Origin of the sequence: Cryobacterium sp. 10I1 (assembly GCF_035019805.1) — a bacterium.
Taxonomy (GTDB): Bacteria; Actinomycetota; Actinomycetes; order Actinomycetales; family Microbacteriaceae; genus Cryobacterium; species Cryobacterium glucosi.
Window position 1 is genome coordinate 1 of the sequence record NZ_JASJVF010000074.1, and the last position, 13,533, is coordinate 13,533.

Sequence of the window (13,533 nt, forward strand, 5' to 3'; positions counted from 1 at the left end):
GGTATGCATCGGGACGAGGGGCTCATCGTCACCGCAGACCACGGCGTCCTCGACGTCCCCGCCACGAAACACGTGCTCTTCGACAGCGTTCCCGAACTCGTCGCGCCGGTGCGGCACATCGGGGGAGACCCGCGCTGCCTCTACCTGTACCTCGACGAGTCCCGCGGCGACGCCGGAACGTCCGCATCAGAGGCGGCGACCACGCTGGCCGAAACCTGGCGCGAGGTCGAGGGCGACCGGGCGTGGATCTTCACGCGTGCGGAGGCGGTCACGGCCGGACTCTTCGGCAGGGTCGATGACGAAGTGCTGCCCAGGATCGGCGACGTGATCGTGGCCGCGCGGAAGGCCGTCGCATACTACGACTCCCGCGAGCCGAACCAGTCCGCCCGGTCGATGATCGGCCAGCACGGGTCGCTCACGGACGAGGAACTGCGCGTCCCCGTGATCCGCGACGGTGCCTTCGGCGCGTAGCCGCGGCTTCCGCCCGGGGGAACACCTCAGGCCCGCCCCCGGGGGGACGGGCCTGAGGGAGAGCCTGATGCTCAGGAGGGGTACTGGCCGCGCTTGACCTGGGGCTTCGGAAGCCGCATTGCTCGCAGCTGGAGCGCGCGCATCGCCGCATACCAGCGCACGCGCTCCGCCTTCGCGTCGCCGAACTTCGCCTTGACCTTCCGGGTGAGGGTGAAGCCGAGCACCGTGCAGTCCACGACGGCGATGAGGAAGAAGGCCCAGAGCGCGAGGATCCCGTAGGTCTGCACGTTGCGGTCGGGGAAGAACGTGAGGAGGATGACGAGGAACATCACCGGGATCATGAACTCGCCGATGTTCACCCGGGCGTCCACGTAGTCGCGCACGAAGCGCTTCTGCGGACCACGTTCGCGGACGGGGAGGAACTTGTCCTCACCCGCGGCCATGCCGATCCTGGCCCTGTCGCGGGTCTCCGCGGACTTGGCGCGTGCCTGGCGTGCGGCGAGCTTGCGGTCGTCGGGCACGAGGGGGCGCCGGTTGGCGGCCTCCTGCTCCTTACGACTCGGCGTCGGCTGGCCCTTCCCTTCCGGGTGGCCGGCGGGGTGGGCGGCCGCGAGGCGCGCCCTCGTCTCGTCGATCGATTCGATCGGCGGTTGTGCGTCTGGGTTCACTGGCTTGGCCACATCAGTTCCTTGCAATTAGTTGGCTTAAGATTACCTGATGACCGTTACCCCAGATACTGCACCCGAAGCCGCACTCGCCGACGCGCCTGTGCGCGCCGCGGTCGAGGCCGCCCTTCCCGCCACGATTGCCGACCTGTGCGCCCTCGTGCGCATCCCGTCCGTGTCCTGGGACGCGTTCGATCCGGCCAGGGTGGCGGAAAGCGCGGAGGCCGTCGCCGCCCTGGTGCGGGGGCTCAACGTCTTCGACGAGGTTGTCGTGACCCGGTCGGGAATTCCCGGCACCACGGAACTGGGCCAGCCTGCCGTGCTCGCCCACCGGCCGGCCCGCAACGGCCGACCCACGGTCCTGCTCTATGCCCACCACGATGTGCAGCCCCCCGGCCACGACATCGACTGGGAATCCACCCCGTTCGAGCCGACCGTTCGCGGGGATCGGCTCTACGGAAGAGGCGCAGCGGACGACAAGGCAGGGGTGATGGCGCACGTAGCGTCGATCCGGGCACTCGCCGAGACGGCCGGCCCCGACTTCGACCTCGGAATCGCCGTGTTCATCGAGGGTGAGGAGGAGTTCGGCAGTCGCTCGTTCGCGGCATTCCTCGAGGACAACCGGGAGTCGCTCCGCGCCGACGTCATCGTCGTCGCCGACTCCAACAATTGGGACGTGGACACCCCCGCCCTCACGGTCGCCCTGCGGGGCAACGTCACCTTCCGACTGACCGTGCGCACTCTCGACCACGCCTCCCACTCCGGAATGTACGGGGGAGCGGTGCCCGACGCCATGATGGCGACTGTGCGCCTTCTCGCGAGCCTCTACGCGGAAGACGGCTCCGTGGCCGTCGACGGGCTCACGAGTCGGGACGTCCCCGCACCCGAATACACCGAGGAACAGCTGCGCCTGGAAACCGGCCTCCTCGATGGTGCGACGCCCATCGGCCACGGCCCGCTGCTCAGCAGGCTCTGGTCCCAGCCCGCCATCACGATCACGGGCATCGACGCCCCGAGCGTCGCGAACGCGTCGAACACCCTGTCCCCGGTCGTGAGCGTGCGTCTCAGCACCCGGATCGCACCAGGACAGCCCGCTGCTGAGGCTTACCAGGCCCTCGAGGCGCACCTGCGCGCCCACGTCCCGTACGGGGCGAGCATCACCATCGACGACGTCGACACCGGCGAGGCGTTCCTCGTCGACGACAGCGGCTGGGCCGTGCCGCTCGCGCTCGGTGCGATGACGGATGCCTGGGGCAAGCCCCCGGTCAACGTCGGCATCGGCGGCTCCATTCCGTTCATCTCGGACCTCGTGCGGGTGTTCCCGGAGGCCCAGATCCTCGTCACGGGTGTCGAAGACCCCGATTCCCGGGCGCACAGCCCCAACGAGTCCCTCCACCTGGGCGTGTTCAAACGGGCAGTCCTCGCCGAGGCGTTCCTGCTCGACCGGCTCAACCGCCGCACCGGGACTCTGGAGGCCCCCACCCGATGAACCCATCAGCCCCGGTCAGAGACGAGAGACCGGCAGGCGGGAATTACTGCGGCGGACTCACCGTTGCTGCAGGTAGAATCTGTCAGAATTCGAGCACAGCGCAAGGAGCGTCATGACCGACACCATCACAACCAGCACCGCCGCCCACGGAGTGGGCCTGAGCGAGGCCGCAGCGCTGAAGGTACGAAGCCTGCTCGCCCAGGAGGGCCGTGAGGACCTGCGCCTCCGCGTCGCCGTCCAGCCCGGCGGCTGCTCCGGCCTCATCTACCAGCTCTACTTCGACGAGCGTGTGCTCGACGGTGACGCGCTCGTCGACTTCGACGGTGTCGAGGTCGTCGTCGACAAAATGAGCGTTCCGTACCTGGACGGGGCCTCGATCGACTTCGAGGACACCATCCAGAAGCAGGGCTTCACCATCGACAACCCCAACGCCGGCGGCAGCTGCGCCTGCGGGGACTCGTTCAGCTAGGGAACCACAGACGATGCCGGGCGGGCCGCCCGGCATCTTGGCGTGGATTCGTTACCGGATCAGCGCCTGCGCTGCACCCCGAAGCGCATCCCGCGCAGTAGGCTGTCATTCACACAGAGGCACTTCCGATGAAGTGATGTCGAGACTCCCCGAAAGGTTACTGGTGCGCAAAAACCACCGTCTCCGATGGGCTGCAATTCCGATCGCAGCGTCGTTGGTCATTGTTCTAGCGGGGTGCACCCAAGCCCAGCTCCACGGCTTCCTGCCCGGCTTCGTCGAGGGCGAACCGGCGGTGACGAACCAGACCGACCGCGTCGCCGGACTCTGGACGACATCCTGGATCGTGCTCCTGATCGTCGGCCTGATCACCTGGGGCCTGACAATCTGGGCCGTGATCGTCTACCGGCGCCGCAAGGGCCAGACCGGACTTCCGGTCCAGCTGCGGTACAACATGCCGATCGAGATCTTCTACACGATCGTTCCTCTCATCCTCGTCATCGGTTTCTTCGCATTCACCGCGAGGGACCAGGCCGCCATCGAGGCCCGCTTCGACTCACCGGACGTGAAGATCGAGGTCATCGGCAAGCAGTGGGCCTGGGACTTCAACTACGTCAACGAGAATGTCTACTCCGCCGGCATCCAGGGCCAGCCGAACCTCGACGGGCCCAAGGGCTCGCTCGTCGAAGCCGAGTTGCCGACGCTGGTCCTCCCGGTGGGCAAGAAGGTCGAACTCGCGCTCGAATCCCGCGACGTCATCCACTCCTTCTGGGTCATCGACTTCCTCTACAAGAAGGACATGATCCCGGGGAAGACCAACTACATGTCGGTCATCCCTGAACGGATCGGCACCTATTCCGGCAAGTGCGCCGAGCTGTGCGGTGAGTACCACTCGCTCATGCTCTTCAACGTCAAGGTCGTGTCAGAGGCCGACTACGAGGCGTACACGGCCTCGCTCAAGGCCGCGGGCAACTCCGGGCAACTCGACAACGGGTACAACCGCAACCAGAATCTTCCGGGCACGTCCGCCCCGGCGGTAGAGGAAGGCAAGTAGGCCATGACCACAACCGCACCCGCAGCACCCGCGACGCCGGCAGCCCCGGCCGCTACCCGTCGTCCCACGGGCGTCGAGCGCAAGGGCAACGTCCTCGTCCGCTGGATCACCTCCACCGACCACAAGGTGATCGGGTACATGTACCTCATCACCTCCTTCGTCTACTTCTGCCTCGCCGGCGTGATGGCGCTCGTCATCCGCGCGCAGCTCTTCGAGCCCGGCCTCGAGGTCGTGCAGACCAAGGAGCAGTACAACCAGCTCTTCACGATGCATGGAACGATCATGCTGCTGATGTTCGCGACGCCGTTGTTCTTCGGCTTCGCGAACTCGCTGATGCCCCTGCAGATCGGCGCTCCTGACGTCGCCTTCCCGCGCCTCAACGCCTTCTCGTTCTGGGCATTCTTCTTCGGCAGCCTCATCGCCGTCGGCGGGTTCCTGACGCCGCAGGGAGCAGCATCCTTCGGCTGGTTCGCCTACCAACCGCTCGCGAGCACGACCTTCTCGCCCGGCGTCGGCGGAAACCTGTGGATGGTGGGCCTGGGACTGTCCGGTTTCGGCACCATTCTCGGCGCGGTGAACTTCATCACGACCATCATCACGATGCGCGCCCCCGGCATGACCATGTTCCGGATGCCGATCTTCACCTGGAACACGCTCGTCACCTCGCTGCTGGTCCTGATGGCGTTCCCGGTGCTCGCCGCGGCCCTCCTTGCAGCGGCCTCTGACCGCATCTTCCTCTCGCACATCTACGACCCGGCCAACGGCGGTGCCATCCTCTGGCAGCACCTGTTCTGGTTCTTCGGCCACCCCGAGGTGTACATCATCGCGCTGCCGTTCTTCGGCATCGTCTCCGAGGTGTTCCCGGTCTTCAGCCGCAAGCCGATCTTCGGGTACAAGACGCTCATCTACGCGACCATTTCGATCGCCGCCCTGTCGGTGGCGGTCTGGGCCCACCACATGTACGTGACCGGTTCGGTGCTGCTGCCGTTCTTCTCGCTCATGACGATGCTCATCGCGGTTCCGACCGGTGTGAAGATCTTCAACTGGATCGGCACGATGTGGCGGGGGTCCCTGACCTTCGAGACGCCGATGCTGTGGGCGCTCGGCTTCCTCGTCACGTTCACGTTCGGCGGGCTCACCGGTGTCATCCTCGCCTCGCCGCCGCTCGACTTCCACGTCTCCGACACGTACTTCGTCGTGGCGCACTTCCACTACGTCATCTTCGGAACCGTCGTGTTCGCCATGTTCAGCGGCTTCTACTTCTGGTGGCCGAAGTGGACGGGCAAGATGCTCAACGAGAGCCTCGGCAAGTGGCACTTCTGGTTCCTGTTCATCGGATTCCACACCACCTTCCTCGTGCAGCACTGGCTCGGAGTGGTCGGCATGCCGCGCCGCTACGCCTCGTACTCTCCGGAGGACGGCTTCACCTGGATGAACCAGCTGTCCACCATCGGGTCGATGATCCTCGCCGTCTCGATGATCCCGTTCTTCCTGAACGTGTACATCACTGCCCGCAAGGCGCCGAAGGTCACGGTCAACGACCCGTGGGGCTTCGGAGCCTCCCTCGAGTGGGCCACGTCGTGCCCGCCGCCGCGGCACAACTTCACGTCGATTCCGCGCATCCGCTCAGAGCGGCCGGCCTTCGACCTCAACCACCCCGAGGTCGCCATGCCGGTCGGGATCGGGCCGGGCAAGGACGCGCCCGATGCCCCCGTCTACGACGCCGCAACGAACGAGGTCAAATAAATGAGGGCAAACACCAACCTGCTCTGGCTGCTCGCGGGCTTCTTCGCCCTCGTCACGGTCGCGTACATCGTTTGGGGTCTCGTCGACCCGCACCAGCACAGCATCGAATGGGCGGGAACCTTCGCCCTGGCACTGAGCTCCGTGTTCGTGAGCTTCGTCGCCTTCTACCTGTCCCGGGTGCACGGCGCTCAGGGAGGAGAGCTTCCAGAGGACCGCCTCGACGCCAACGTCGACGACGGCGATCCCGAAGTCGGCTTCTTCAGCCCGTGGAGCTGGTGGCCCATCCTCCTCGCCGCGAGTGCTGCGTTGCTTTTCCTCGGCCTCGCGATCGGGTTCTGGATCTCGATCATCGCGGTCGGCATCGGCGTGATCTGCCTCATCGGCTGGGTCTACGAGTACTACCGCGGTAACTTCGCGCGCTAGCCGGTCCGCGAAAGCGGGTGAGCAGTCGGTCTCGATTCCTGAGAACGACGGCTCCCGCTTTCGCGTTAATGGGGGAGAGCGTGCAGGGCGCGGCGCCGGAAGCCGAGCACGTCGAAGGAGAACGTCACGGGACTGCGGGAAGGCCAGCGGCCTGCGATGGCCTCCGTCCCGGTGTGATGTGCCGACGGGCCCATGCCGATCAGGACGGCAACGGCGTCCGCGCCGAGGTCGTGACGACTGGTGACCCTGATCCGGGTCTCCAGGGCGAACCAGGGCTGCAGGGAGTCCCTGAGGTCCTCGGCTTTGTTCGGCGGGATATCGAGGGCCAGTCCGGCATCCCTGAGCTCGCGGAGATGGTCATCGTGGGGAACGACGACGGCGAGGAGACCCCTGTCGCGCAGCACGCGATGGAATTCGGCCGGGTTCCGCGGTGCGAAGACGTTCAGGAGGGCATCGGCGACTCCGGTCCGCACCGGAAGGTCGGCCCAGACGTCGGCGACGAGCCCGTCCACCTGCGGCGGTTCAGGGAGTTTGCCGCCTGAGGCTGCAGCATGTTCGTGCCCAGGCGCGGCGACGGTGCGGGCAGCGGCCACAGTTCGGGCCACGGCGACGGGGGAGAGGTCCATTCCGAGGTATCCGGCGGTCGGACAGGCTTCGGTCACTCCGCGGAGGTAGTACCCGGTGCCACAGCCGATGTCGAGCACCCGAGCGGGCTGTTCCGCTGCGACGAGCGTCGTGACGGCCGTGCGCAGGTCTTCGTACCAGCCGGCTTCGAGGAAGGCCTCACGTGCGTCGAGCATCGCGGCGCTGTCACCGACCACGTGGCTGCGCCCGCCCAGGAGCGACAGATAGCCGCGCCGGTTGGCGTCGAAGGAATGCCCGGAAGCACACCGCAGCACGAGGCCGCCGTTCGCCGCGAGGGGCGACAAACAGTTCGGGCACCTAAGCCACTCCGACAGGGTCTGGAGGGACATCGATGCCCGATCTGTTCATGTTGTGTTGTGGTGATTGTGGAACTACCGCTGGTTAGTGGTGGTCTCCGTGGCTCTGCTCGAGCTCCGTCGTGGTGACCGGAACAATCCGGTCCTCGAAGAACCAGCGAGAGAGTCCGCCGCGCAGGCGCTGGCCGGTCGTGATCTTGCCCTGGTCGTTCGGGCGGATCATCAGCGGCTTGTAGTCCGAGTAGCTCACGAGCTTCCAGCGCTCGTACTCGTCGACGGGCTGGTGCACCTCGATGTACTCGCCACCGGGCAGGCGGACGATCCGGCCGGATTCGTAACCGTGCAGGACGATCTCGCGATCCTTCTTCTGCAGCGCGAGGCAGACTCGCTTGGCGACGAAGAACGCGATGAACGGTCCGACGATCGTGGCGAACTGACAGGCGTGGATGACGCCCTCCATCGTCACGTGGAAGTGCGTGGCGATGATGTCCGAGGATGCGGTCGACCAGAGCGCGGCGTAGAACGTCACGCCGGCCGCGCCGATCGCCGTGCGGGTCGGGGCGTTGCGCGGGCGATCGAGGATGTGGTGCTCGCGCTTGTCCCCGGTGACCCAGGCCTCGATGAAGGGGTAGATCAACACGACCAGGATGAAGAGTCCGAGGCTGATCAGAGGGATCAGGATGTTGAACGACCAGGTGCGATCGAGCCAGACGAACTCGAGTCCCGGCGGAATCAGGCGCAGGGCCCCGTCGGCAAAGCCGATGTACCAGTCCGGCTGGGTACCCGCCGAGACGGGGGAGGGGTCATAGGGTCCGTAGTTCCAGATCGGGTTGATCGTGAACAGTGAGGCGATCAGCATCACGACACCGAAGACGATGAAGAAGAACCCGCCGGCCTTGGCGGCATAGACCGGGAGGACCGGGTAGCCGACGACGTTCTGGTTCGTGCGTCCGGCACCGGGGTACTGGGTGTGCTTGTGCACGACGACGAAGAGCAGGTGCATCGCGATGAGGGCGATGATGATCGCGGGCAGCAGCAGGATGTGGAGCGAGTAGAGCCGACCCACGATCGCCTCGCCCGGGAACTCGCCGCCGAAGAGCAGGAAGGAGATCCAGGTTCCGATCAGCGGGATGCCCTTGACCATTCCGTCGATGATCCGCAGGCCGTTGCCGGAGAGCAGATCGTCGGGGAGGGAATATCCGGTGAAGCCCTCTGCCATCGCGAGGATGAACAGGATGAAGCCGATGACCCAGTTGAGTTCGCGGGGCTTGCGGAACGCACCCGTGAAGTAGATCCGGAGCATGTGCAGGCCGATGGACGCCACGAACAGCAGCGCAGCCCAGTGGTGCACCTGGCGCATCAGGAGGCCGCCGCGGATGTCGAAGGAGATATTGAGCGACGAGGACATCGCCGCCGACATTTCGACGCCCTTGAGCGGAACGTACGAGCCTTCGTAGTGGACGGGTGCCATCGAGGCGCTGAAGAAGAACGTCAGGAACGTCCCGGACAGCAGGATGATGACGAAGCTGTAGAGGGCAACCTCACCGAGGAGGAAGGACCAGTGGTCTGGAAAGATCTTCCTGCCGAGTTCCTTCACCGCGGTGGAGATGCTCGTGCGCTCGTCGATGTAGTTCGCCGCCGCGCCCGTGAAGCCGCCGTTGGTTTTCGTCGTCTCGACCACGCCTGTGGTCGTTTTCGTGATACTCAATGCCGCTCCCAGAAACTCGGTCCGACGGGTTCAGTGAAATCGCTCTGCGCAATGAGGTAGCCCTCAGAGTCTACGGCGATGGGCAGCTGGGGGAGCGGCCGCTTGGCCGGCCCGAAGATGACCTCGCAGTGGTTCGACACGTCGAACTGTGACTGGTGGCACGGGCAGAGCAGGTGGTGGGTCTGCTGTTCGTAAAGGGCGACGGGGCAGCCGACATGGGTGCAGATCTTGGAATACGCGACGATGCCGTCGTACGACCAGCCTGCACGCTCGGGGAGTTCGTTGAGGTCCTCGGGCTTGAGGCGCATCAGCAGCACGGCCGCCTTGGCCTTCTCTTCCAGACGACCGCTCGGCAGGTCCTGCAGACCCTCCGGAATGACGTGGAAGGCGGAGCCGAGGGTGACGTCCGAGGCCTTGATTGGTGTGCCGGTCGGGTCGATCGCCAGCCGGGTCCCCTTCGTCCACATCGTGTGGGTGAGCAGCTCGGAAGGGTTCTCGTTCATCGGGCCGAGGCCGCGGAAGAGCACGACCGCGGGAAGGGGGAAGGCGATGAGCGCGCCGATCAGGCTGTTCCGGATGAGGCTACGTCGTCCGATCCCGGATTCCTCGTTGGCTTCGGCGAAGATTTCGACCGCCCTGGCCCTCGTCTCGTCTGAGCCGCGGACGGGGTGCCGGACATCGATGCCTTCGTGGTCGCTCATCAGCGCCTTGCCCCAGTGGACGGCGCCGATGCCGATCGCCAGGAGCGCGAGGGCCAGACCGAGGCCGATGAAGAGATTGTTCAGCCGCACGGAACCCGGGTCGGTTTCCACGATCGGGAACGCCATGTACGCGGCGATAGCAAAAACGCTGCCGACGATCGAGAGGTAGAAGAGCGTGTACACCGTGCGCTCGGCACGGCGCTCGGCGCTCGGGTTCAGGTCGGTGACGCGGGGGCGGTGCGGCGGGAATCCGGGGTTGTCCACGGCGTCGCGCACGACAACGGCCGTGCCGGCGTTCGCGGGGTCGTGCCCGGCGCCGGAGTCAGCAGCGGTGAGGTCCTTCCCGCTGTTATCGTCCGTGGCCATTGTGCTCCTTTGTCTGCTGTGTGTCGTGCAGTTGTGTGCTGAGCAGGTGTGTCTGCTGCATGATTCTGATTCCGCGCCCTGTTCGGATGCGGGTCAGTTCGATTTTGCGGTGATCCACACCGTCAACCCGACGATCGCGCCGAGTCCGAAGATCCAGAGGAACAGTCCTTCGGAAACCGGACCGAGCGAGCCGAGGGCGTATCCGCCCGGGGACGGGTTGTTCTCGAGGTACTTGAGGTACGTGATGATGTCGCGTTTGCTCTCCGGTGAGATGTTCATGTCGTTGAAGACCGGCATGCTCTGCGGTCCCGTGATCATGGCCTCATAGATGTGCTGGGCGGAGACGCCGTCGAGTGCGGGTGCGAACTTGCCCTCCGTGAGGGCGCCTCCGGCGCCTGCGACGTTGTGGCACATCGCGCAGTTGATGCGGAAGAGCTCGGCGCCCTTGGCGGAATCGCCCTGCGCGTCGAGGTACCGCGCATCCGGGATGGCCGGCCCGGGGGCGAGGGAGGCGACGTATGCGGCGAGGGCTGCGATCTGTTCGTCCGTGAACACGACGGCCTTCTTCTCAGCCTGAGGCCCGTCCATCTGCATGGGCATCCGGCCGGTGCCGACCTGGAAATCGACGGATGCCGCACCGACACCGATGAGGCTCGGGCCGGATCCGGTTCCCGCGGCGCCGAGGCCGTGGCAGGTGGCGCAGTTGCTCGCGAAAAGCTTCTGGCCCTCTCCGATGGTCTGCTGAGACGAGGCATCCGTCTGGGCACTCGCGGTGCTCGTGCTGAACACCGCATAGGCGCCGCCCGTGAAGAGGAGGCCGATGGCGATCAGGGCGACACTGGCAAGTGGGCTGCGGCGGCCGGACTTGCGCACGCGGGCCGGCTTGGGGGTGTTGGTCTTGGTCATTCTGAGGTGTCCGCTCCGGATCTCTATTTGAGGACGTAAATGACGAGGAAGAGGCCGATCCAGACGACATCGACGAAGTGCCAGTAGTACGAGACGACGATGGCGCTCGTCGCCTCCTTGTGACCGAAGTTCTTGACCGCGAACCCGCGGCCGATGACGAGGAGGAAGGCGATCAGGCCGGCCGTGACGTGGATGCCGTGGAAGCCGGTGGTGAGGTAGAACGCCGATCCGTATGCGTTGCTCTGCAGCGAAACGCCCTCGGAGACCAGGGTGGCGTACTCCCAGATCTGCCCGGAAACGAAGACGGCGCCGAGGGCGTACGTCAGGAAGAACCACTCGACCATGCCCCACTGGCTGGGCTTCCAGCCCGTTGAGCGGGCCTGGAGACGCTCCGCGGCGAACACGCCGAACTGGCAGGTGATCGACGAGGAGACGAGGATCAGGGTGTTCACGAGTGCGTAGGGAAAATTGTGCTTCTCGGCTTCGAATTGCCAGAGTTCCGGCGATGTCGACCGGAGCGTGAAGTAGATGGCGAACAGGCCCGCGAAGAACATGACTTCGCTGCCCAGCCACACAATGGTGCCGACAGCAACGCTGTTGGGCCGATTAACCACGGGCGCTGTGGCTGAATAAGTTATCGAAGGGCTCGTCACTCGTCCATTATGGCCGATTTCGCAGCCGGGGTGCGCACCATGCGGACGCGGGTGCGTCATTTACCCAAAAGGTGACCAGATTGGAACGAAAGCGCCGCTGGAGCAGATTCGGAACGCGGGAGCCGATGCGCTTAAGATCGGTTTCATGCTCGAAATCCAGTCCTGGCCCAATGTCCTCAGCGCCCTGCTCAGTGGAGAGGACCTGAGTGTCTCCGATGCGGCGTGGAGCATGGAGCAGGTGATGCAGGGGCACGCGACCCAGGCCCAGATCGCCGGGTTCCTCGTCGCCTTGCGCGCCAAGGGGGAGACCGTCGACGAGATCGTCGGTTTTCGTGACGCCATCCTCGAGCATGCCGTCGCCCTCCCGGTCAACCCGATGGCGCTCGATATCGTCGGCACCGGCGGTGACCGTTTCGGCACCGTCAACATTTCGACGATGGCTTCGATCGTCTGTGCCGGCGCGGGCGTTCCGGTGATCAAGCACGGGAACAGGGCCGCGAGTTCGGCATCGGGCGCCTCGGACGTGCTCTCGGCGCTGGGCATCGACCTGACCCTCTCCGCCGAGAAGGTCGCCGAGATCCTCGAGGCGACCGGGATCACCTTCGCCTATGCGGCGGCATTCCACCCAGGATTCCGTCACGCCGGACCGGTCAGGGCCGAGCTGGGCATCCCGACGGTGTTCAACTACCTCGGCCCGCTCTGCAACCCGGCGCGTCCGGAAGCCTCCGCTGTCGGTGTCGCCGGACTCGACCGGGTACCGCTCATCGTCGGTGTCTTCCAGACCCGCGGAGCTGCCGCGCTCGTCTTCCGCGGGGACGACGGTCTCGATGAACTCACGACGACCGGTCACAGTCACGTCTGGGAGGTCTCCCGGGGACTCGTGACCGAGCATGACATCGACCCGCGCGAGCTCGGCATCCGCCGCGCCTCGATGAGCGAACTCCTCGGCGGCGATCCGGCGCACAACGCGGAGGTCGTGCACCAGACGCTCGCCGGACAGGCGGGCGCCGTGCGCGACATCGTGCTCCTCAACGCAGCGGCCGGTCTTGTCGCCTTCGATCTTGCGAAGAATCCGGTGTCCGCGCAGTCGAGCATCCTCGACCGATTCCGCGACAAGCTGGCCGTGGCAGCGGAATCCATCGATTCAGGGGCCGCTACGGCCAAACTCGCCGAATGGGTCGCGGCCAGCCGCGCCTAGCCAGCCTGCACGCACCGATTCGACGGAGATTCTGGTGGGAAAGCGCCTGAGACGCGCTCCCGCGTGTGTGGAACCCGGAATCTCCGTCGAATCGGTTGGTTGTGCGGCAGCGAGTTGTGCGGCTTAGAGCACGTCCTCGTCGACCCAGCCGAAGGTCTTCGTGACGGCCTTCTTCCAGTTGCGCAGCTGCCGGTCGCGCTCGGCGACCGTCATCTGCGGCGTCCAGCGACTGTCCTCCTGCCAGTTGGCGCGGAGCTCGTCGAGGTCGCTCCAGAAGCCGACCGCGAGGCCGGCCGCGTATGCGGCACCGAGCGCCGTGGTCTCCGCGACGACGGGCCGGACGACGGGCACACCGAGGATGTCGGCCTGGAACTGCATGAGCGTGTTGTTGGCGATCATGCCGCCGTCGACCTTGATCTCGGTGAGCGGGACCCCGGAGTCGGCGTTGACGGCGTCGATCACCTCCCGGGTCTGGAACGCGGTCGCCTCGAGGGCAGCCCTTGCGATGTGACCCTTGTTCACGAACCGGGTCAGCCCGACGAGGGCGCCCCGGGCGTCCGAACGCCAGTACGGCGCGAACAGCCCGGAGAATGCCGGCACGAAGTAGGCGCCGCCGTTGTCGTCGACGGACTTCGCGAGCGTCTCGACCTCTTCGGAGGAACTGATCATGCCGAGGTTGTCGCGCAGCCACTGCACGAGCGCGCCGGTGACGGCGATCGAGCCCTCGAGCGCGTAGTGCGTCTCGC

Annotated in this window: 14 protein-coding genes; 7 read left to right on the top strand and 7 right to left on the bottom strand. The window is 65.8% G+C overall.

Annotation, left to right across the window (positions count from 1 at the left end):
* A partial coding sequence (locus QN345_RS08750; RefSeq protein ID WP_323508576.1) for an alkaline phosphatase family protein occupies nt 1-471 on the top strand: 471 nt, incomplete at its 5' end.
* A gap of 71 nt (nt 472-542) precedes the next feature.
* On the opposite strand, the gene QN345_RS08755 is transcribed toward QN345_RS08750, so the two are convergent.
* Nucleotides 543-1,151 (bottom strand): DUF3043 domain-containing protein, encoded by a 609-nt coding sequence (locus QN345_RS08755; RefSeq protein ID WP_134446529.1) that lies wholly within the window; start codon nt 1,149-1,151, stop codon nt 543-545.
* A gap of 37 nt (nt 1,152-1,188) precedes the next feature.
* Between QN345_RS08755 and QN345_RS08760 the strand changes: the two genes are divergently transcribed.
* The 5 genes from QN345_RS08760 (at nt 1,189) to QN345_RS08780 (ending at nt 6,314) form a co-directional block, all read left to right on the top strand.
* Nucleotides 1,189-2,625 carry a dipeptidase gene (locus tag QN345_RS08760; protein ID WP_134561090.1) on the top strand — a complete coding sequence of 479 codons (1,437 nt, stop codon included), beginning with the start codon at nt 1,189-1,191 and terminating at the stop codon, nt 2,623-2,625.
* Nucleotides 2,626-2,737: 112 nt separating this feature from the next.
* Nucleotides 2,738-3,094 (top strand): iron-sulfur cluster insertion protein ErpA, encoded by a 357-nt coding sequence (gene erpA, locus QN345_RS08765; protein WP_134446531.1) that lies wholly within the window; start codon nt 2,738-2,740, stop codon nt 3,092-3,094.
* A gap of 163 nt (nt 3,095-3,257) precedes the next feature.
* A complete protein-coding gene (gene coxB, locus QN345_RS08770) occupies nt 3,258-4,145 on the top strand; it encodes a cytochrome c oxidase subunit II (protein ID WP_166787268.1) in 888 nt (295 codons plus the stop codon).
* Nucleotides 4,146-4,148: 3 nt separating this feature from the next.
* Nucleotides 4,149-5,891 carry a cytochrome c oxidase subunit I gene (ctaD, locus tag QN345_RS08775; RefSeq protein ID WP_134446533.1) on the top strand — a complete coding sequence of 581 codons (1,743 nt, stop codon included), beginning with the start codon at nt 4,149-4,151 and terminating at the stop codon, nt 5,889-5,891.
* Nucleotides 5,892-6,314 carry a cytochrome c oxidase subunit 4 gene (locus QN345_RS08780; protein WP_134446534.1) on the top strand — a complete coding sequence of 141 codons (423 nt, stop codon included), beginning with the start codon at nt 5,892-5,894 and terminating at the stop codon, nt 6,312-6,314.
* A gap of 65 nt (nt 6,315-6,379) precedes the next feature.
* Here the strand turns inward: QN345_RS08780 and QN345_RS08785 are convergent, their stop codons facing one another.
* From QN345_RS08785 to QN345_RS08805, 5 genes are all read right to left on the bottom strand, one after another.
* On the bottom strand, nt 6,380-7,288 hold the full coding sequence (locus tag QN345_RS08785) for a methyltransferase (protein WP_134446535.1): 909 nt from the start codon (nt 7,286-7,288) through the stop codon (nt 6,380-6,382).
* A gap of 52 nt (nt 7,289-7,340) precedes the next feature.
* On the bottom strand, nt 7,341-8,963 hold the full coding sequence (locus QN345_RS08790) for a cytochrome b (RefSeq protein ID WP_370294571.1): 1,623 nt from the start codon (nt 8,961-8,963) through the stop codon (nt 7,341-7,343).
* Nucleotides 8,960-10,030, bottom strand: coding sequence for a ubiquinol-cytochrome c reductase iron-sulfur subunit (locus tag QN345_RS08795; protein ID WP_134446536.1), 1,071 nt, complete (start codon nt 10,028-10,030; stop codon nt 8,960-8,962). Before QN345_RS08795 ends, QN345_RS08790 begins: the two co-directional genes overlap by 4 nt.
* A 93-nt stretch (nt 10,031-10,123) precedes the next feature.
* Nucleotides 10,124-10,936, bottom strand: coding sequence for a cytochrome c (locus tag QN345_RS08800; RefSeq protein WP_323508577.1), 813 nt, complete (start codon nt 10,934-10,936; stop codon nt 10,124-10,126).
* A gap of 23 nt (nt 10,937-10,959) precedes the next feature.
* A complete protein-coding gene (locus QN345_RS08805) occupies nt 10,960-11,649 on the bottom strand; it encodes a cytochrome c oxidase subunit 3 (protein ID WP_134446538.1) in 690 nt (229 codons plus the stop codon).
* A gap of 85 nt (nt 11,650-11,734) precedes the next feature.
* On the opposite strand from QN345_RS08805, the gene trpD reads away from it, so the two are divergent.
* On the top strand, nt 11,735-12,787 hold the full coding sequence (gene trpD, locus QN345_RS08810) for an anthranilate phosphoribosyltransferase (RefSeq protein ID WP_134446539.1): 1,053 nt from the start codon (nt 11,735-11,737) through the stop codon (nt 12,785-12,787).
* A gap of 123 nt (nt 12,788-12,910) precedes the next feature.
* On the opposite strand, the gene QN345_RS08815 is transcribed toward trpD, so the two are convergent.
* The coding region (locus QN345_RS08815; RefSeq protein WP_323508578.1) for an FGGY family carbohydrate kinase at nt 12,911-13,533 on the bottom strand (623 nt) is incomplete at its 5' end.

Coding starts and splice junctions, on each gene's coding strand:
- trpD (WP_134446539.1), top strand. CDS start 11,735: ATGCTCGAAATCCAGTCCTGGCCCAATGTCCTCAGCGCCCTGCTCAGT.
- QN345_RS08780 (WP_134446534.1), top strand. CDS start 5,892: ATGAGGGCAAACACCAACCTGCTCTGGCTGCTCGCGGGCTTCTTCGCC.
- QN345_RS08805 (WP_134446538.1), bottom strand. CDS start 11,649: ATGACGCACCCGCGTCCGCATGGTGCGCACCCCGGCTGCGAAATCGGC.
- QN345_RS08760 (WP_134561090.1), top strand. CDS start 1,189: ATGACCGTTACCCCAGATACTGCACCCGAAGCCGCACTCGCCGACGCG.
- QN345_RS08800 (WP_323508577.1), bottom strand. CDS start 10,936: ATGACCAAGACCAACACCCCCAAGCCGGCCCGCGTGCGCAAGTCCGGC.
- QN345_RS08795 (WP_134446536.1), bottom strand. CDS start 10,030: ATGGCCACGGACGATAACAGCGGGAAGGACCTCACCGCTGCTGACTCC.
- ctaD (WP_134446533.1), top strand. CDS start 4,149: ATGACCACAACCGCACCCGCAGCACCCGCGACGCCGGCAGCCCCGGCC.
- erpA (WP_134446531.1), top strand. CDS start 2,738: ATGACCGACACCATCACAACCAGCACCGCCGCCCACGGAGTGGGCCTG.
- QN345_RS08785 (WP_134446535.1), bottom strand. CDS start 7,288: ATGTCCCTCCAGACCCTGTCGGAGTGGCTTAGGTGCCCGAACTGTTTG.